The sequence below is a fragment of the Fredinandcohnia onubensis genome (assembly GCF_002734285.1).
Classification (GTDB): Bacteria; Bacillota; Bacilli; order Bacillales; family Bacillaceae_L; genus Ferdinandcohnia; species Ferdinandcohnia onubensis_A.
On sequence record NZ_NSEA01000020.1, the window covers coordinates 60,276 to 78,508 of the forward strand.

At 37.3% G+C, this 18,233-nt stretch carries 21 protein-coding genes; 13 read left to right on the top strand and 8 right to left on the bottom strand.

Features of this window, described 5'->3' with window-relative positions:
- Window positions 1-148: 148 nt before the first annotated feature.
- Together CKJ95_RS18870 and CKJ95_RS18875 are read right to left on the bottom strand one after the other, a co-directional pair.
- Entirely contained in the window at window positions 149-436 is a 288-nt protein-coding gene (locus tag CKJ95_RS18870) for a YxcD family protein (protein WP_099354998.1), read from the bottom strand.
- Window positions 424-870 carry a hypothetical protein gene (locus CKJ95_RS18875; protein WP_099354999.1) on the bottom strand — a complete coding sequence of 149 codons (447 nt, stop codon included), beginning with the start codon at window positions 868-870 and terminating at the stop codon, window positions 424-426. The genes CKJ95_RS18870 and CKJ95_RS18875 overlap by 13 nt, the downstream gene beginning before the upstream one ends.
- A gap of 288 nt (window positions 871-1,158) precedes the next feature.
- On the opposite strand from CKJ95_RS18875, the gene cyoE reads away from it, so the two are divergent.
- The 8 genes from cyoE (at window position 1,159) to CKJ95_RS18910 (ending at window position 8,077) form a co-directional block, all read left to right on the top strand.
- Window positions 1,159-2,061 (top strand): heme o synthase, encoded by a 903-nt coding sequence (gene cyoE, locus CKJ95_RS18880; RefSeq protein WP_099355000.1) that lies wholly within the window; start codon window positions 1,159-1,161, stop codon window positions 2,059-2,061.
- 239 nt (window positions 2,062-2,300) lie between these two features.
- Complete coding sequence (locus CKJ95_RS18885; protein ID WP_099355001.1) at window positions 2,301-2,906, top strand: class I SAM-dependent methyltransferase; 606 nt, start codon at window positions 2,301-2,303, stop codon at window positions 2,904-2,906.
- Between the two features lie 288 nt (window positions 2,907-3,194).
- On the top strand, window positions 3,195-3,344 hold the full coding sequence (locus CKJ95_RS23545; RefSeq protein WP_180271122.1) for a hypothetical protein: 150 nt from the start codon (window positions 3,195-3,197) through the stop codon (window positions 3,342-3,344).
- Window positions 3,345-3,355: 11 nt separating this feature from the next.
- Entirely contained in the window at window positions 3,356-3,823 is a 468-nt protein-coding gene (locus tag CKJ95_RS18890; RefSeq protein ID WP_099355002.1) for a cytochrome c oxidase subunit II, read from the top strand.
- A 14-nt stretch (window positions 3,824-3,837) separates the two neighbouring features.
- Window positions 3,838-5,529 (top strand): cbb3-type cytochrome c oxidase subunit I, encoded by a 1,692-nt coding sequence (locus tag CKJ95_RS18895; protein WP_099355003.1) that lies wholly within the window; start codon window positions 3,838-3,840, stop codon window positions 5,527-5,529.
- A gap of 97 nt (window positions 5,530-5,626) precedes the next feature.
- Window positions 5,627-6,259, top strand: coding sequence for an SCO family protein (locus CKJ95_RS18900; RefSeq protein WP_099355004.1), 633 nt, complete (start codon window positions 5,627-5,629; stop codon window positions 6,257-6,259).
- Window positions 6,260-6,263: 4 nt separating this feature from the next.
- Complete coding sequence (locus CKJ95_RS18905) at window positions 6,264-6,824, top strand: hypothetical protein (protein WP_099355005.1); 561 nt, start codon at window positions 6,264-6,266, stop codon at window positions 6,822-6,824.
- Between the two features lie 110 nt (window positions 6,825-6,934).
- Entirely contained in the window at window positions 6,935-8,077 is a 1,143-nt protein-coding gene (locus CKJ95_RS18910) for a trans-sulfuration enzyme family protein (RefSeq protein ID WP_099355006.1), read from the top strand.
- A gap of 707 nt (window positions 8,078-8,784) precedes the next feature.
- Here the strand turns inward: CKJ95_RS18910 and CKJ95_RS18915 are convergent.
- Entirely contained in the window at window positions 8,785-9,399 is a 615-nt protein-coding gene (locus tag CKJ95_RS18915; protein ID WP_099355007.1) for a hypothetical protein, read from the bottom strand.
- A 222-nt stretch (window positions 9,400-9,621) separates the two neighbouring features.
- Window positions 9,622-11,016 (bottom strand): sigma-54 interaction domain-containing protein, encoded by a 1,395-nt coding sequence (locus CKJ95_RS18920; RefSeq protein WP_099355008.1) that lies wholly within the window; start codon window positions 11,014-11,016, stop codon window positions 9,622-9,624.
- A 324-nt stretch (window positions 11,017-11,340) separates the two neighbouring features.
- Between CKJ95_RS18920 and CKJ95_RS18925 the strand changes: the two genes are divergently transcribed.
- Window positions 11,341-12,543: an ornithine--oxo-acid transaminase gene (locus CKJ95_RS18925; protein WP_099355009.1), complete on the top strand. Its 1,203-nt coding sequence runs from the start codon at window positions 11,341-11,343 to the stop codon at window positions 12,541-12,543.
- Window positions 12,544-12,625: 82 nt separating this feature from the next.
- On the opposite strand, the gene CKJ95_RS18930 is transcribed toward CKJ95_RS18925, so the two are convergent.
- Both CKJ95_RS18930 and CKJ95_RS23550 read right to left on the bottom strand, forming a co-directional pair.
- Window positions 12,626-12,913: a hypothetical protein gene (locus tag CKJ95_RS18930; protein WP_099355010.1), complete on the bottom strand. Its 288-nt coding sequence runs from the start codon at window positions 12,911-12,913 to the stop codon at window positions 12,626-12,628.
- 85 nt (window positions 12,914-12,998) lie between these two features.
- Window positions 12,999-13,166, bottom strand: coding sequence for a hypothetical protein (locus CKJ95_RS23550; RefSeq protein ID WP_165439160.1), 168 nt, complete (start codon window positions 13,164-13,166; stop codon window positions 12,999-13,001).
- Between the two features lie 200 nt (window positions 13,167-13,366).
- On the opposite strand from CKJ95_RS23550, the gene CKJ95_RS18935 reads away from it, so the two are divergent.
- Both CKJ95_RS18935 and CKJ95_RS18940 read left to right on the top strand, forming a co-directional pair.
- Window positions 13,367-14,656 carry an MFS transporter gene (locus tag CKJ95_RS18935; protein WP_099355011.1) on the top strand — a complete coding sequence of 430 codons (1,290 nt, stop codon included), beginning with the start codon at window positions 13,367-13,369 and terminating at the stop codon, window positions 14,654-14,656.
- 84 nt (window positions 14,657-14,740) lie between these two features.
- The gene (locus CKJ95_RS18940) at window positions 14,741-15,730 is read left to right on the top strand and encodes an ornithine cyclodeaminase family protein (protein ID WP_099355012.1); all 990 of its coding nucleotides are present in this window, start codon (window positions 14,741-14,743) and stop codon (window positions 15,728-15,730) included.
- A gap of 57 nt (window positions 15,731-15,787) precedes the next feature.
- Here CKJ95_RS18940 and CKJ95_RS18945 read toward each other — a convergent pair whose 3' ends face one another.
- Both CKJ95_RS18945 and CKJ95_RS23555 read right to left on the bottom strand, forming a co-directional pair.
- Window positions 15,788-16,897 (bottom strand): DUF2254 domain-containing protein, encoded by a 1,110-nt coding sequence (locus CKJ95_RS18945; protein ID WP_257215861.1) that lies wholly within the window; start codon window positions 16,895-16,897, stop codon window positions 15,788-15,790.
- A 40-nt stretch (window positions 16,898-16,937) separates the two neighbouring features.
- Window positions 16,938-17,111 carry a hypothetical protein gene (locus tag CKJ95_RS23555; RefSeq protein WP_180271583.1) on the bottom strand — a complete coding sequence of 58 codons (174 nt, stop codon included), beginning with the start codon at window positions 17,109-17,111 and terminating at the stop codon, window positions 16,938-16,940.
- 117 nt (window positions 17,112-17,228) lie between these two features.
- Between CKJ95_RS23555 and CKJ95_RS18950 the strand changes: the two genes are divergently transcribed.
- Both CKJ95_RS18950 and CKJ95_RS18955 read left to right on the top strand, forming a co-directional pair.
- Window positions 17,229-17,729 (top strand): cupin domain-containing protein, encoded by a 501-nt coding sequence (locus CKJ95_RS18950; RefSeq protein WP_099355014.1) that lies wholly within the window; start codon window positions 17,229-17,231, stop codon window positions 17,727-17,729.
- 158 nt (window positions 17,730-17,887) lie between these two features.
- Window positions 17,888-18,145, top strand: coding sequence for a hypothetical protein (locus tag CKJ95_RS18955; RefSeq protein ID WP_099355015.1), 258 nt, complete (start codon window positions 17,888-17,890; stop codon window positions 18,143-18,145).
- Window positions 18,146-18,233: the final 88 nt, after the last annotated feature.

The window sequence follows — 18,233 nt, forward strand, 5'->3', positions numbered from 1 at the left end:
ATCCAAATGGATGGGCTTTTTACTCGTTGTCCAGCTCCAGGCGCCATCGGCTCGAGGTCACAAGCCAATCGCTTCAGAAGATAAAAATCACCTTCTGTCAGCGCTCGTCTTGTGCTTGTCGCCGATAGACGAGCGCCTTGCGCTTTTCTTAGTTGATATGGGCAATGATGCCTTCTTCGTCGTCTAAGACAAGTTTGATTCCGGCATATGGGTCACGGTTAAGAAATTCGCCAAGCCATAAACGTATTGCTTCGATTAAGTTCGCCATAATGAGAACCTGTTTTCGATCGTTTACATATACTTCTGCGGAGAATCCGTAATCATCATCATACATCAGTTCCACTTCAACCTCTTCAGGTTTTACTTGCTTTTTTAAGCCGATATAAACACAAACCGCATTTATAACTTCTTGTTCAGAAAGTATTAGCGTTGCCATGGATCAGTCTCGTTTTTCTTTCTATCTTTAATCATGACGAAGATTTTTCGAATGATTACGATCAGAACATAAATTGCAAGAACGTTAATCATTAATCCTAGAAATGAACCAAGCATACCCATTCCACCTAACAAACCACCGAATAGGAATCCAGCAAGTCCACCAAGCATAAGACCTTTCATTAATCCACCAGACATGAATCCACCTTTAGGAGTGGTTGGGCTAGTAGATTTGTTTGTAACATTGTTGTCTTGTTTTTTCTGTTGCTGCTGGAAGTTTGATTTATTTGTGTTCCCAATATTATTATTGAATCCTCTTTTACCTGATTTGTAACCCTTTGCTTCGACAGATGTTGGTTGGTCTTGGAAAACAAAGCTCCCAAGCGGAGAAAAAATCAGAGTAAGTGCTACTAATGCTGATAATACTTTTTTCATATGATAGAAATACCTCCATAAGTTAGTTGTTTTATTTATAATAGTATACCTTATTATTCAATCTAATGCCCTTCGTAATACCTCCTCTTATACTTTCTCCCTTATATACGATGAAAGCGAGTTTTGGTTTCGCTTTTTAAGAAAAAATGGGATTGGTAAATAATGACTAGGGAAATTCACTATAGAGGTAGGTAAAAAGTGGTTTTCTTATCCTAAGGGCGATAAAAATGGTATAGTATATTTGAAGCATAATGTTCTTCTAATAGAACTGTAGGAGAGAGGATATCCATGCAAACAGAAATTCAAATACAAAAAACATCCCTCATAGCTGACCTTAAATCGCTTTTTAAGGCAGGGGTTTTATTAGCTAATGTTCTACCCGTGTTCTCAGGATTTTGGTTAGCTATTTACTTTACGGGCGCATCTTTTCAGGACAACCTGGGATTGTTTATATATACGATGATCGGAAGTACTCTCGTTATGGCGGGGGCTCTTATTATAAACAACTGGTATGATGTTGACATTGATACAGTCATGGATCGAACAAAAAAGCGACCAACTGTAACAGGCAATTTTTCATTGAAATTTGTTCTGGTATTAGGAATCATTTGTACTGTTTTAGGATTCATATTTCTATTTTTCACAACATTTGAAGCTATCTTTTTTACATTTATAGGCTGGTTCACATATGTTGTGTTGTACACGATGTGGTCAAAGCGCAGATTTACAATTAATACTGTGATTGGAAGTGTTTCTGGCGCGGTATCTCCTTTAATGGGGTGGGCCGCGGTTGCACCTATCGATCATATCGTTCCAATTATGCTCTTCTTAATCTTGTTTGTATTTCAAATGCCTCATACGTATGCGATTGCGATGAGAAAGTATGAAGAGTATAAAGCTGCTAAGGTTGCGATGCTTCCAGTCGTTCATGGGTTTGAGGTAACGAAAAAGCATTTTCTGTTCTGGGTCATCTGTTTGTTTCCCATGCCATTCTTTTTAGGGGACCTTGGAATGGCTTTCGTCGTACTCTCGACATTGCTTAATATTGGTTGGATTATATTGAGTGTCAAAGGATTTACGGTTAAGGATGATATGAAATGGGCTCGCTGGAACTTTCTGTATTCCGTGAATTATATTTTGATCATCTTCCTATTAATGGTTGTTGTTACATTACCGAAGTATTTTGGATAGGCTTGATCCGAACCTCGTTACTTTCATGTAGCGGGGGTTTTTTGTGCCAATAATATTTTACAACCAAATTCAAATCTTTTTGTACTTGATTAAACGAGATAAAAGACCAGAAAATGTGGTATGCTTTGAAATAGAAAAAAATCAAATCAAACATATCTTTTCCATTCGTAATCCTGAAAAGCTCACATTTGCTTTGAGAGGGATACTATTTTAATCAGATCATGGCTAGGAGACTATCAATGGATGATAAGTATTACGATGCACTTTTACATGTAAAAACAAGTGGAGGACAAAAGGGATTTAGCCCATCCATTCATTATCACCGTTATGAACCGACACCATATGATGGGCTCGATGCACTATTTTTGCATTATCAATTGAAGGAAACAGACCGAGTGGTGGATTTTGGATGTGGCAAGGGTAGACTTCTTTTTTATATTCATCACCATTTTGGGACTACTGTTGTGGGGGTTGAAATTGACAAAAGTCTCTATAATGAAGCTAATGAAAACAGAGTACGTTATTTAAAAAAGTCAGGTTATCAAGAAGGTGAAATTGAGCTTCACCATTGTGCCGCACAGGAATATGAGATCGACTCCCTTGATAATCGTTTTTACTTTTTTAATCCTTTTTCTATTCAGGTTTTTAAGCATACATTGTCCAATATCCTTCGTTCATATGAACAGAATCCACGAAACATAGAAATCATTCTTTATTATGGATCAACCGAGTACACCTATTTTATTGAAACCAATACACCTTTTCTAATGAAGAAGGAGATCATCATTCCCGGATTGTTTGAGAAAAACACATATGAGAGATTTTTAGTTTATCACCTTGATTAAGTAGCTTCCAAATTCGGAAGCTGCTTTTTTTGTGTAGGGGTTAGTTCACCAATTTGTCATTTTTGAATTTCTAGGAAGAGAACAGGGAAGGAAACGTCTGCAAAATGGCGAATTAGAGCGGTTTTATTGTGTTTTTATTAGGGGTTGAAGGACGAGAAATAGCTTTTTTTCTCGTCTTTTTTTAATGAGTGTATTAAAAATTACACTTGATGTGTGATTCAGTTCACAACATTGAGAACCGTTCCTAATTATGATGTAAGTAAGAAGAACATAAGGAGGTTGAGTTGGATGGGAGCTTCAAAAGTTAACCGCAATAAAAATACAAACGGGGGAAATTCGGAAAGATTAGTTGGAACCTGGATTTCAGTTGGTGTTGTTGGAGCAGTCATTCTTGCTACGTATCTATTACTATTCGGCCTATTTATGGCTAGATTCTAGGAGGGAAAAAAATGAAAATGCATCGTGATGAAAAAATATGGCTTACAATAAGTTTCGGTCTTATCATTGGATTCATGCTTATCACAGGATACCAAACATTTGCATTAGAAATGGGACCACCAAGCCATATGGAAACAATCGATCCTCAGAAAGTTGATGAAACAGCTCCATTTGATAAACCAGGTGTTTACCAAATCGGAGAAAATGAATATGAAGTAGTTATGACGTTACAAATATTTAGCTTTACCCCAGCAAAAATCGAAGTACCTGCGGGTGCAAAGGTTCACTTTATCATGACATCTAAAGACGTAGTTCACGGATTCCAAGTTGCAGGTACAAACTTAAACGCAATGGTAATGCCAGGACATATACAAAAAATCACTCAAACGTTCGATGAGCCTGGCGAGTATTTAATTCTATGTAATGAATATTGTGGTTCTGGTCACCAATTAATGTCTACAACAATTACGGTTAAATAAAGGAGGGGAGACCATTGGCAACTATATTAAAAAATTCAGATCTGACATTTAAAGAAAAAACAAATAAAGTTTTAGGGGTAAATCTAGAGGATGCAAAAATTTCTAAATCCTATTTATCAGTAGCATTTATCGCATTATTATTAGGTGGACTTTTTGGATTATTCCAAGGATTAAATCGTGCAGGTCTTCTAGAATTACCAAGTTGGCTTAACTATTATCAAGTATTAACAGCACATGGTCTATTATTAGTAGTGGTATTTTCAGCATTTGTTACAATCGGTTACTTTTACGCAGGTCTTTCACATGATCTAGGTGGATTATTACCTAAAGTAAGAAGGATGGCATGGGTTGGCTTTTGGACGAAAATTCTTGGTATCGTATTAGTCGTCATTCCTGTCCTAATGAATGAAGCATCTGTCATGTACACTTTTTATCCACCAATGGCAGCACACTCAGTGTTCTATATCGGGTTAGCATTGGTTGTAGTAGGTATTTGGATTTTAGCAGCTGGTGCATTTATTCAAGTAGCAAACTGGAGAAAGAATCATAAAGGTCAGCATTTACCAATCCTTTCTTTCTTTGCAACAGGTGTATTTATTCTACTAGTTGGTGCAACAGCATTTGTCGCAGTTGAAGTATTATTCTTGATTCTACCATGGACACTTGGCTGGGTAGATACAATTAACGTAATGGTCTCTCGTACACTTTTCTGGGCATTCGGACACACAGCAGTTAATATCTGGTACTTAACAGCTGTATCTGCTTGGTATGTCATTATACCAAAGATCATTGGCGGAAAACGTTGGAGTGACACACTCACTCGTGTAGTTGTTATTGCCTTAGTTATCATGAACATTACTGGTGGATTCCACCATCAAATTATTGACCCAGGAATTAATTTATCAGTAAAATTCCTACACGTATTCATGAGTTTAGCAATTGGTTTCCCATCATTAATGACAGCATGGGCAATGTTCGCAGTATTTGAACGTACTGGAAGAGCAAAAGGTGGTAAAGGTGCCTTAGGTTGGTTTAAAAAGTTACCTTGGGGAGACGTTCGCTTCTTATCACCATTTATCGCAATGGCTGCTTTCATCCCAGCAGGAGCTGGTGGTATTGCACAAACAACGAACCAACTTGACCAAGTTATACACAACACAATGTGGGTTGTTGGACACTTCCACTTAACACTAGGCATGGCAGTCGTAATGACATTCTTCGGAATTATGTACTGGTTAATTCCACATATTTCTGGTCGTGTATTAACTAAAGGAATGAATAGACTTGGTGTTATTCAAACCATCATCTGGACAATTGGTATGGTTATCATGGCGATCACAATGCACTGGGTTGGACTTCTTGGTTCACCAAGAAGAACATCTTTCACAGACTACTTTGGAAGTGCACAAGCTGCAGGATGGGAACCATTTATGATGTTAATTGGTATCGGTGCAACATTGTTACTAATCGGTGTCATCATCCAAGTATATGCAGTATTCAATATGATGTTCTTTGCACCAAAAGGGGAAACAGAATTCCCAATTGCTGAAGTAGAAGAAACAGCTTCAAAAACTCCATTCTGGACAGAGCGTTGGGGACTATGGGTTGTGCTTATGATTCTAGTAATTGCAATGGCATATGTATTACCATTAACTGAAATGATTGTAAATGCACCTCCAGGATCACCACCATTTAAGACTTGGTAAAATGAAAGTGGAGGGTTCTTAATAGAGAGATAGCGAAACTTCTGCTATCTCTTTCTAAAATTAGTAATGGAAAAACTAGAAATAGGATGTGATCTCCGTGATCAAAAAAAATCGAACGACATTCGCTAGTATAATAATTTTATTATTTGGATGTGTGCTGTTCTATACAGGAACCGATGGGTTACAGGCTTTTACTGCAGAAACAGCGAGAGTAAACCAACTACTTGAGGATAAGCCAGCATTTCCAAATGTAACATTTGAGGATAGCGAGGGGCGGACATATCCTATTTCTGAGTTTGAAGATAAATATGTATTCATCACCTTTATTTACACAGCCTGTACAACAGTTTGTCCACAATTGGAAATGAATATGGCGCAAGTTTATGAGCAGATTCCTCAAGAATACATCGGTAAAGATATCGTCTTTTTAAGTATAAGCTTCGATCCCACAAGGGACGATCCAACAACTTTAAGTAAATATCGCACCTTCTTTGGATCTGATGGAGAAACATGGAGAATGGCTAGGATTTCGAACGCAACGGAATTACAAACCTTACTTGATACATTTGGTGTAATCGTAATCCCTGATGGAAAAGGAAACTTTGCACATAATTCAGCCTTTTATTTAGTGGATCCCAATGGTTTGCTGATTGAAGTAATGGATTATCAGGAAATTGATCAAGCCGCTACAAAGGTGACTAGTATTTTAGAAAATCATAAGGGGGAATAGGGCTATGAAACAATTTTTAATCGGACTAGGACTGTTATTCGTATTAGCGCTTCCTCCTGTTGCTAATTTACTAGAGTCAATCATGATCATCCATATGCACATGCAAATGCCTTCTATCGTAATTGCTGGATTTTTTATGGGTAAACTGTTTCAACAAAGGTTTCCGCAGTTTTTTGAAAAATGGAATCAAAACGGAATACCAGGGATTTTGTTATTTACTGTAATTATGGTGTATTGGACAATACCAAAAACAATGGACGAGACATTAACGATTACTAGCATGGAAGTCTTTAAATTTCTTAGTTTATCTTTTTTAGCGGGAGTTCCGTTACGAGATAGCTGGAAGAAACTAAGTGAACGTGCAAAAAATCTGGTCTTTATCTTTTTTACATTGAAATACTTGGGTATGGGCGTGTTATATATAAATACAAATATGCAACTATGTAATAATTACCTCGTAATCGATCAAATCACTCTGGGCTGGGGCTTTATTACAACCGCGATTTGTATTGTCATTTATTTGGTTTATAACAATTATACGGACCAATCAATCTATAAAGAATAGGTGAGAGAAGCTGCAGGTGCAGCTTCTTCTTTTTTATACTATTCTGATTGACATGCTTTAAAATAAGGTTCAGAATAATAGCAATAAATAACTAAAAAAGGGTGACAAAGATGGTAAAACGGTTTGAGACCAAGTTAATACATAGTATAGAAAAAGCGAAATTACCTATTCGAAGCAAGGTAACACCAATTTATCAAACATCGGCTTTTATCTTTGATAACCTTGAAGATTTAGAGGGTTATTACCAAGGAGAAGGAAATTACTTATATTCGCGAACTGGAAATCCAAATACGGACGAACTTGGCCAAATGGTAGCAGCAATTGAAGGAGCACCAGCCGGTATCGCTACATCTTCAGGACTATCTGCAATTTTAGCTGGAATTCTGTCTGTTGCAAAAAGTGGAGACCATATCGTCGCAGCAGAGGACGTATATGGGGGAAGCTTTCATCTTCTACACGAAGAGTTGCGTAATCTAGGCGTTGAAACAACCTTTGTTTCCTTCGCAGACCTTGAACAAGTAGAAAAAGCCATCCAACCAAATACAAAACTGCTTTATACTGAATCAATCACAAATCCACTTTTACGAGTAGAAAACCTACCAGCAGTGGTCGAACTTGCGAAACGAAATAACTTAGTCACTGTCGTAGACAACACATTCGCGACACCATATCACTGCAACCCATATGAGCTTGGGGTAGAGGTAGTTGTTCACAGTGCGACAAAATATATTGGTGGACATAGCGATGTAACAGCAGGAGTTGTTGTGGGGAGAGAGGACTTGGTTTCAAAAGCACGTGCAAAGGTTGTGAATATAGGTGCAAATGTAAGTCCTTTTGAAGCTTGGCTTACAACTCGGGGCTTAAAAACATTGGCCGTTCGCATGCAGGTACAGTCTTCAAATGCTCGAAAACTGGCGGACGCTTTACGTAACAATCCTAATATAGCAAGAGTGTACTATCCGTTTGAGGCAGAAGCTACAGGATATGGAGCAATGGTATCTATCGAACTTGCAAAAACTGCTGATGTGAACCAATTTTTCAAATCGATAGGCTGGGTGAAGCTAGTTCCTACATTAGCTGGAGTTGAGACAACTGTGTCTCATCCTCTAAAGACTTCCCATCGTGCACTACCGCCAGAGGCACAGGAATCATTAGGAATTACAAACGAACTTGTGCGAATCTCTGTGGGAATCGAACATTCCGAAGATATCATTTCTGTATTTGAACAAGCTATCGAAAATTCATTGAGATAAACAAAACGAGTATCCATAGAAATTAATAGACACAAAAATAAATATGTTATAGCACCCTTATTTGCAACTTGACGAAAGCTACTGTCGTCGTGCGAATAAGGGTGCTTTTTGTTTGCTTATTAATTCTTGGAGAACTTTTTAGTCGTTTATGATTTTGCGAATGGTTTTAATCTAGCAATGTTTAAGAAAGCATACGCAATTCTATTTTACGTATGCATTTGTTGTTGTTTTTTCTTAAAAATGATACGCAAGTGGATTGTTTTTACATTTTTTAATTCTTTTATAATCATTTATACCATTTTATGGATTTTGTGAATGATTTAATCTAGCAATGTTTAAGAAAGCATACGCAATTCTATTTTACGTATGCATTCGTTGCTTTTTTTCTTGAAAATGATACGCAAGTGGATTATTTTTACATTTTTCAATTCTTTTAGAATCATTTATACCTTTATATGGATTTTGTGAATGGTTTTAATCTAGCAATGTTTAAGAAAGCATACGCAATTCTATTTTACGTATGCATTTGTTGTTTTTTTTCTTAAAAATGATACGCAAGTGGATTATTTTCACATTTTTCAATTCTTTCGAAAACTTTTATACCATTTTATAGATTTTGTGAATGTTTTTAATCCAGCAATGTTTAAGAAAGTATACGCAATTCTATGCTACGTATGCTTTTGTCACTTGTTAAGCAGTCTTTTCCCCTAAAAAAATCTTCCAAGCTCCTCGGTTGAGTAATTTCCCTTTATACCCGGTTTGTTTTCTAGATACTGAATGATTTCCTCTTTAGAATAATACTCTTTAAGACCTGAAATAATGGTATCCAAATATTCATAGGACGGTTTATTAAATGCAACAGTTTCTATATCCCAAGGGGCGGTAAACGTAAAAATCGGATAACCGCCATCATCACCAAGATACAGAATTCTCCCATACCATGCCTTTTTACGGAATATCATCGAACCTGATTCTTTCACTTTTTGCAAATCGATATCAAATTGCAAACCGCTATTCTCTTGTTTTAACACATCAATAAACTGCTCAGATGTAATTAAATACTTCTTACTATAGGTAGCTGTATCCTCATTTGGGGAGCCATCAATAAAAGCAACACCCTTTGAGTCCCATCTCCGAGCTTCCTTCGCAAAATATAATGGATATGGGATGGTAAAAATTCCTTCATCAATTGGAGAGGATGTATCTTTACACCCAACCTCAGTTTCAGTAGAACCTTTAGGTCTCCCACCTTTTATATAACAAAGAAATCGATCCCTGTTAATATTTGAGCCATAGCTCGCATACCAGACATATTGTTTCACCTGAAATCACTCGCCTTTAAATAATAATCTACGTCAAAATCCCTTTCTTTAATTGTACCTTACAAAAGCTAGAATCAAGAACATATTACTCATTCGACGTATTTCAACTCATTTCCCGAGCAATATTTGTACAAAAAAGAGGGAATATGATGATATTTGTTGGATCTTAGATAACGAGTAAAGTGCGTGATTTTTATAAAAAGATGTAAAGCCAAGGATATCTCACCTTGGCTTTTTGATTCCATATTTTTTTAACCGATATTGGAGATTTTGACGACTCATGCGAAGTGCTTCAGCAGTCTTTGTGATATTAAAATGATAGTGATCAAGTACCTGCTTTAGGTATAAGGTTTCTGCTTCCTCCATGTAATTGTCTAACGGTTGAACCTCTGTGATCACAGATGGTTTTGGATTTGTTTTTGCAGGTACAGGTTTAATGTGTGTTTTTTTTCGAAAATGCATGGGGAGATGGTTATAAGAAATCGTATCCTCATAGGTAATGATATTTAATGCTCCCTCAATAATATGCTCTAACTCCCGAACATTCCCTGGCCAATCATATTGAATCAATGTCTGTAAAACCTCATTAGCTATGTTGGTTACTTGCAAACCAAACAGATGATTATATTTTTCCATAAAAGCAAAAGCGAGTTCCTTAATGTCTTCTTTCCGATTTCGTAATGGTGGAATAAAAAGGGTTACAACACCTAATCTGTAATATAAATCCTTTCGAAGTCTACCCTCTGAAATGGCATCAATAGGGTCCTCGTTCATCGTAGCCAGGATCCTCACATCAATTTTTTTATCCTTCGTGTCACCGACTCTTCGTACCATTTTTTCTTGAATAACTCGAAGAAGCTTTGCTTGTAGAGCAGGATTCAATGAATTAATCTCATCTAAAAGCAAAGTGCCACCTTCTGCTTGTTCAAATAAACCGGGGCGATCAATTGCACCTGTAAAAGCTCCTTTTTTGGTACCGAAAAGGAGACCTTCAATTAGATTGTCCGGTAAAGCAGCGCAATTTTGAGAGATAAAAGGAGCGGATGATCTGCTGCTTTCATTGTGGATACTTTGAGCAAAAAGCTCTTTTCCTGTACCCGTATCCCCAATAATGAGAACGGAGGAACTTGTCCTGGTAGCACGTTTACTAGCTTCAATTACTTCTAAAATTGCAGCGCTTTTTCCCATGATGCTATCAAATGTATAATGAGCATCACTTCTCCGATTCATATTTTCACGTAATAATTTCTCAACTTTTGTAACATCACGGGCAATTTCCATCGCTCCAATTCGTTGTTTGCCATCCATAATCGGGATTGTGTTATTGATGGTGGTGATTTCCTGACCGCGATTGTTGAAATAGGTCTGTTTAGCATTATTTATGGAAACACCAGTTTTAAGTACTTGAAGCAATGTACTATCCTCGTTTTTGTGAAATGAAAATACATCAACAAGCTTTTTGTTTAGAACATCGCCATGGTTCATCCCCTCAATCTGAGCCATCTTTTGATTGTATATAATCGTTGTGCCTTGAGAATCAACAACGTGTATACCAACGTCCACTTCATTAACTAACTGCTCAGTTGCTTTGTTTTTTAATAACTCAACCTGATTCATGTTATCCCCACCTCTTTCCTTCATTTCTATTATAAGAGAAATAAAAGTAGGGGCAAATTATATTTGCATGAACCGAGGAAAACCGAAAAGGATTTTTGCGCAAAAAATATAGTAGGTGCAAAGAAAACATGCACTCACTAATGGAGATTTAAAATTTGGTTGTTTCTTAAGATGGTCATTTGCGTGAAAAATTGAATATTATGCTCTCATTTTAAAGAAAGTAATGAAAAATGCTCCTATATGAGAAGTTTGGCATGATTCTTGCATAAAATAGTAGACAAGAAGAAATTCTCATTAGAACTATAGCAACTGGAGGTTAAATAGATGGCTCAAATTAAAGGCGACTCAAAAACAATTATTAATCAAACGGAAAAGTTTGGTGCAAATAACTATCATCCACTACCCATTGTCATTTCAAATGCAGAAGGCGTATGGGTGGAGGATCCTGAAGGAAATAGATATATGGATATGTTAAGTGCATATTCTGCAGTTAACCAAGGTCACCGTCATCCCAAAATCATTCAAGCTTTAAAGGATCAGGCGGATCGCGTTACACTAACATCACGAGCATTTCATAATGACCAGCTTGGTCCATGGTATGAATTAATTTGTAAAATGACAAATAAAGAAATGGCACTACCGATGAACACAGGGGCAGAAGCAGTTGAAACAGCTATTAAAGCGGCACGTAGATGGGCATATGATGTTAAGGGAGTAAAGGATAATCAAGCTGAAATCATCGCGTGTATTGGAAATTTCCATGGGCGTACAATGACGGCCGTTTCATTATCTTCTGAAGAAGAATATAAGCGTGGATTCGGTCCAATGCTACCGGGAATTAAGCTAGTTCCTTATGGTGACATTGAAGCACTAGAAAATGCGATAACTGAAAATACAGCAGCATTTCTCTTTGAACCCATTCAAGGAGAGGCTGGAATTATTATTCCACCAGAAGGTTATCTTAAGAAAGCTTTTGAAACATGTAAACAAAACAATGTCCTGTTTATTGCGGATGAAATACAAGCTGGGCTTTGTCGTTCTGGAAAGATGTTCGCATGTGAATGGGATGATGTAGAACCTGATATGTATATTTTAGGTAAAGCTCTAGGAGGCGGGGTATTTCCAATATCCTGTGTCGTTGCCAATAAAGACGTCTTAGGTGTATTTAACCCAGGTTCTCACGGTTCTACATTTGGTGGAAACCCAATGGCTTGTGCAGTTTCCATTGCTTCACTAAACGTATTAATTGAGGAAAATTTAGCAAAGCGATCTCTTGAACTTGGTGAATATTTCTTAAATCAATTAAAAGGGATAAAAAATACGATCATTAAAGAAGTTAGAGGTCGTGGCTTGTTTATCGGAGTTGAACTAATAGAAGCTGCACGCCCGTATTGTGAGGCATTAAAGCAGGAGGGGCTCCTCTGTAAGGAAACCCATGACACGGTCATCCGATTTGCTCCTCCTTTAATCGTAACGAAAGAAGAGTTGGATTGGGCAATCGAACGAATTGCGAAGGTTCTAGGATAATCATGTATTTGAAAAAAAGGATCAAGACTTTTGCGCTTGCTCCTTTTTTATTGGTTTATGGGTTCACGAATAAGCGGAAGTGTTAAGCAGTGTATTCCTCCCCCTGTAAATTAGGTTTTGATTTGTTTTCGAGATCTTCAGGTTGTGTGCCCTTTATATACTTTCCTAACAATGGACCTGCTTCAATTTCCTTTTGATTTTGATGAAGTTTTAGAACTTCCTTTCCAGGCCGATGCATTAATACTTTTCTTAGCTGCCCGATATCACTTGTAATACCCCAAGCTTCGCCCCAAACTTTTTTAATAAGTGTATTGTCATGAAAGGGTTCCTGTACAAGCTTTCTTGAAAAATTCAGCTTTTTATTATTCATAAGGATAACCTGCTTTACTCTAGTCTTAAATCTAAAGAACCCCCTTGGTTCCATCATGGGGGTTCTTACTTTTAAGATACTTAGTTTAAGGCATTTCGTCTTCTTTCACTCGGTTCTTAAAAGCTTCATGAGAGACAATGCCTTCCATTTGCTCAAATTGGCGACTATGGTCTTTTTCTTCACTTATGCTGTTCTTTGGAAAGTTGCCAGGATGGCCTTTTTCTTTGTGGTTAAAACTTTTTCCACGACCCATATTCATTTCTCCTTTCAGATGCTATCTTTCGTAGTTTTTGCATTCGTGAGTTTTGTATGTATTCCGGATTATTTGGTAAATCGCGGAAAGCAGGGCTTACCTCCTAATATTTGTAATATGCGAATAGTTGTCCATGTTTCGAAATATATACGGTATTGGAATATTTTATTTTTCTTAACTAGGAAAAAGGGGGAAACAAGATGCAAACGAAAGTGGAGAAGAAGGTTCTTGTTGCAAGCCTTGTAGGTAGTTCGATTGAATGGTTTGATTACTTTTTATATGGGACTGTTGCGGCGCTCGTCTTTAATACAGCATTCTTTCATAGTGATGATCCAACGGTTGGATTAATGCTAGCGTACGCTTCATTTGCTTTGTCATTTTTCATCCGACCGCTTGGTGGGGTCATTTTCAGTCATATTGGCGATAAAATTGGGAGAAAGAAAACACTTGTCCTAACTCTTTCACTTATGGGTGGGGCAACTGTTCTCATGGGATTTCTTCCTACCTATGATCAAATCGGGGTAATTGCACCGATTCTACTTATTTTACTACGTCTTATTCAAGGAATTGGACTAGGCGGTGAGTGGGGTGGAGCACTTTTATTAGCTGTCGAATATGCACCAAAAGAAAAGCGTGGACTCTTCGGAAGTATTCCACAAATGGGTGTTACGGTAGGATTATTACTTGGAACTTTAGCTTTATCATTAATGACATTACTGCCAGAGGCTGCGTTCATGTCATGGGGCTGGCGTGTTCCGTTCATTCTAAGTGCATTTTTAGTTATTTTCGGTTTGTGGATTCGTAAAGGTATAGAGGAAACGCCTTCTTTCAAAAAAGTACAGGAGAAGGGTGAGGTAGCTAAAATTCCTTTTATTGAAACAATGCGTACGCACTGGAAAGAGGTTTTAATTGCTGTGGGAGCAAAGGTTGTTGAAACGGCACCATTTTATATTTTCGGTACATTTATCGTCTCTTATGCAACTTCACAGCTGGGTTTCTCTCGCACAGCAACCTTAAATGCCGTAACCATTGCAACGATTGTGACGACTATATTAATTCCTATCATGGGTCGACTATCCGATAAAGTTGGACGTAAAAAACTTTATGTCGGCGGAACGATTTTAATGATGTTTTATGCTTTTCCTTACTTTTGGCTGCTACACCAAGGGTCTGTTGCATTATTAATTGTTGCAACTATTTTGGGGTTAGGAATCATTTGGGCACCAATTACAGCCGTACTGGGGACCATGTTTTCAGAGATTTTTAAATCAAATGTCCGCTACACAGGAATTACGTTGGGGTATCAAATCGGGGCTGCAGTTGCTGGTGGCACGGCTCCGCTTGTTGCAACGGCATTACTCGCAGCCTTTAATGATTCCTATGTACCAGTTGCGTTATATATCATTTTAACCGCTGCTATATCACTTATTGCAGTTGCCACCGTACGTGATCGAAAGAATGAGGACTTAGATAATGATGAAACCGCGTAGGTGTTTAAGGGGATCGCAAGTGGCGGTTCCTTTTTCCTTTTAATGATATGATGGTAAAAAAATAAAATAGAAAGAAGGGATACAGTGCTCATTTTATCAGAATCTCAAATTCGATCCTTATATTCTATGTCGGATGCAATTCAAGATTTAGAAGCTGCACTTATACACAATCATGATGGTAAGGTAATGAATCCTCACCGAACGGTTCTGGTCTTTCCTGAAAAAGAAGCATCTGCTTTATACATGCCAAGCTCAATGGAACCGGTTGGAAAATCGGCCGTCAAGGTTGTGACCATTTTTCCGCATAATCCTTCCGTTGGCAAGAAAACGACACAAGGTGTCATTTTACTAAGTGATACTGAAAATGGAGAGCATCTCGCCTGTATCAATGCTTCATATTTAACTCGTTTGCGGACCGGGGCTGTTAGTGGAATTGCAACAAAGCATTTAGCGAAAAAAGACGCTTCATCTGTTGCTGTAATTGGAACTGGTGCGATGGCAGAGGAGCAGCTACAAGCGGTTATAGAGGTACGTGAAGTAAAGGAAATCATGCTATATAACCGTACAAAGGAAAAGGCTATAATGTTTGAAAAAAGAATTGCAGAATTAAGCCCGGGATATACAGGTTCGATTACAATCATGGATCATCCTGATGAAGCGGTTTCTAAAGCAGATATTGTTATCTGTGCAACTCGATCTGATACACCTGTTTTTTCAGGGAAATCATTACAGCCTGGAACCCATATAAACGGGGTTGGCTCTTATCTTCCGCATATGCAAGAAGTCGGTAAAGAGACGGTCTTGAGGTGTTCGAAGATCGTTGCGGATACGATTGAAGGGGTTAAAGATGAGGCAGGTGACTTGATTATTCCAGCGGAGAAAGGGCTATGGAGTTTCTCGGACTTACATGGCGAACTAGGAGAACTTGCTTCTGGAAAGATTATAGGTCGTGAAGACAATGAAGAGATTACATTTTTTAAATCCGTTGGAATCGCCTATTTTGATCTCGCCGTAGCAGCTGCTGTCTATGAGAAAGCATTGCGGACAGGGGTAGGCACTCAGGTTAAAATATAGGTGAGTAATTGGGGGAGAAGAATAGCTCTCCCTCAATTTTTTTTCAAATACCACTTACTATAGTGATTGATATTCTTTGCTATGTCCTGTAGCATTCGCAAGTCTTTTAAGTTGTTTGTTAAGATATTGTCGATCAAGTGATAGCAATTCCCCTTTATTAATTCTCTCAACCACAAACTGAGCAAAATCCCATATTGTCTTTCTAGATTGTTGGGAGGAATTGGCGATAGAAGTAAGGACACGAAATACTGCCAATAGAATCGTAACATCATGGACACCATAACTGAGTATTTGAGAAAAACTTTTATATAAATAATCAGAATATGTTGGTTGATCAAAAATAACACGAAGGTTCCTATTCTTATCATTAAAATAGGATTTAGGTAAGTGCTTTTTGCTCAGTTTTATTAAAATTCGACCTAAATTATCAATGCAGTTAATAGCTGTATTGGGATCATTTATTGCGGGTGAAAGTGCTCGTACTGCGATTTCTACAATTTTTGTCATACCGAGCTCGATGTTGGGAAAAGGTGATTGCTTTGAACCGATAGTGATAAACTTTTCATAAACCATTAATGACGTTTCTTCTTTTTTACCCCAGATTGATAGGACAACCGTCTCCTCATCCACAAAATCATTGATGTTTCTTTCAACTCGAATAATACAGTCATGTTGATAAGCTTGTTCAATAATCCCATTAGTGTCAATAAATTGAATATACCCTACTTTGTCTAAAAAAATTGGTTGAGGATTAATATGCTTGATTTCCTCACCTTCCCAATCATCCCAAGGAGGATCTTCATTAACATCCTTCAAGTCAGATAGATCATTCTCAATTCTTTTTGTTGTACTTTGCGTAATATTGTAAATAAGATTACTCACTTGAATCCAACTTGTTACATGATGGATGAAGAAAACAAATACAAATAAGCAAATGATTGAAATCGCAATCGCCAATGAAGGAACAATATACCTCGTACCAGGACCAGCATCCTCTAAGACAAGTAATAATACAATGGAATAAATAAAGCCACCTACAAACGTTCCTAAAACACGTTGAGTGCTATGATTTGTAATAAAGTTCTGAAGTGTCCGTGGAGAAAAGTTAGATAGATAGGTCGTTAATACGACTAGGATTGTTGAAAATGTTATGGTTGTAATGGTCAATAGTGAAGCGGAAATGGTACTTAAAATGGTACGAGCTAAGCTAATATCTGTAAAGAGCGCGCTTGGAATGATGTGTTGAAGGGCGGCTTTGTTTCATAAAAATTGATTCTAGCTTTATACTAAGAAGTGCCATTAAAAATGCAACAATGCCATACAAGGTAGGAAGATACATGAAGTTTGAACGAATTTTTAAAAATATGTTGGTAAAAGACATAGATATCCTCCTTATGAGAAGTGAATATATATAGTTTTTTACCAAATAGAGGTATTATTCATTGTACGAGGAATGATGTTTCAAATATCAAAGAGTTTAGGTGAAGGGAGTATTTTAATGAACACAAATGATGCACAATTCTATATATCACATCTCGGGCTTGAGCCACATCCAGAGGGCGGGTTCTACAAACAAATCTTTGCTTCGGATGTGAAGACTCATACGGAGCAAGATAAACAAAGAAAACTATATACAAGTATTTATTTTCTACTGAGATCTGAAGACATCTCTCATTTACATAGATTGCAATCAGATGAGCTCTGGTATTACCATGGGGGAAGTTCCTTAACCGTACATATAATTGACGAACAAGGAGAATACAAGGAAGTAAACCTTGGCCTAAAGCTTGAGGAGGGAGAGGTTCCACAAGTTCTTGTGCCAAAAAATTCGATATTTGGGTCTTCAGTTAAAGAAGCAAATACATTTTCACTTGTTGGCTGCATGGTTTCTCCGGGATTTGAATTCGAGGATTTTGAATTATTTTCACAAGAGGAATTACTAAAAGAGTATCCGCAGCATGAGGAGGTCATTCGCAGGCTCGCGTTGGAAAAGAAATAGAGTAGAATAATAAAATGGCTGTATTACGATATATAACAGCCATTTTTTGCATGACAGAATTTCGTTTAAACAAACGATTGTTTGAAATTCAAGATGCCTGAGCCGCTTGGTATAGGGTGCTAATAAATAAAAATAAGAAGAAAACGGCGGCTGATACAATGTTAGAATCTATGAAACAAAAAGATAGCAATAGTAGTACTGACGACGATAATAACATAGATATTGCTAGCAATAAAAATATTAATAGTGCTAATGATAGTGATATTGATAAAAATATTACTTTTAATAATAATGTTGAAGTTAAAACAAGTAGTGTTAGCGATACTAGAAAGAATAACAAAATGGATTCCACTTTGAATATTGCTAATTTAGATGCTTTGGACGCATTATTTAAGGATAATCACCTAAGAGTGTGACTCATACATATCGGGGTTTTTATTTAGAAAATGACATAGTAAAAGTGTTAGATCGTTTAGCAAAGGGTAGTGTCAAAAGTTCTATGAA

Bases quoted from the DNA above. Each gene is read 5' to 3' on its own strand.
- CKJ95_RS18925 (WP_099355009.1), top strand. From the start codon at position 11,341: ATGGCTCAAATTAAAGGCGACTCAAAAACAATTATTAATCAAACGGAA.
- cyoE (WP_099355000.1), top strand. From the start codon at position 1,159: ATGCAAACAGAAATTCAAATACAAAAAACATCCCTCATAGCTGACCTT.
- CKJ95_RS18920 (WP_099355008.1), bottom strand. From the start codon at position 11,016: ATGAATCAGGTTGAGTTATTAAAAAACAAAGCAACTGAGCAGTTAGTT.
- CKJ95_RS18875 (WP_099354999.1), bottom strand. From the start codon at position 870: ATGAAAAAAGTATTATCAGCATTAGTAGCACTTACTCTGATTTTTTCT.
- CKJ95_RS18910 (WP_099355006.1), top strand. From the start codon at position 6,935: ATGGTAAAACGGTTTGAGACCAAGTTAATACATAGTATAGAAAAAGCG.
- CKJ95_RS18930 (WP_099355010.1), bottom strand. From the start codon at position 12,913: ATGAATAATAAAAAGCTGAATTTTTCAAGAAAGCTTGTACAGGAACCC.
- CKJ95_RS18885 (WP_099355001.1), top strand. From the start codon at position 2,301: ATGGATGATAAGTATTACGATGCACTTTTACATGTAAAAACAAGTGGA.
- CKJ95_RS18950 (WP_099355014.1), top strand. From the start codon at position 17,229: ATGAACACAAATGATGCACAATTCTATATATCACATCTCGGGCTTGAG.
- CKJ95_RS18870 (WP_099354998.1), bottom strand. From the start codon at position 436: ATGGCAACGCTAATACTTTCTGAACAAGAAGTTATAAATGCGGTTTGT.
- CKJ95_RS18935 (WP_099355011.1), top strand. From the start codon at position 13,367: ATGCAAACGAAAGTGGAGAAGAAGGTTCTTGTTGCAAGCCTTGTAGGT.
- CKJ95_RS23555 (WP_180271583.1), bottom strand. From the start codon at position 17,111: ATGTCTTTTACCAACATATTTTTAAAAATTCGTTCAAACTTCATGTAT.
- CKJ95_RS23545 (WP_180271122.1), top strand. From the start codon at position 3,195: ATGGGAGCTTCAAAAGTTAACCGCAATAAAAATACAAACGGGGGAAAT.
- CKJ95_RS18905 (WP_099355005.1), top strand. From the start codon at position 6,264: ATGAAACAATTTTTAATCGGACTAGGACTGTTATTCGTATTAGCGCTT.
- CKJ95_RS23550 (WP_165439160.1), bottom strand. From the start codon at position 13,166: ATGGGTCGTGGAAAAAGTTTTAACCACAAAGAAAAAGGCCATCCTGGC.
- CKJ95_RS18955 (WP_099355015.1), top strand. From the start codon at position 17,888: ATGTTAGAATCTATGAAACAAAAAGATAGCAATAGTAGTACTGACGAC.
- CKJ95_RS18890 (WP_099355002.1), top strand. From the start codon at position 3,356: ATGAAAATGCATCGTGATGAAAAAATATGGCTTACAATAAGTTTCGGT.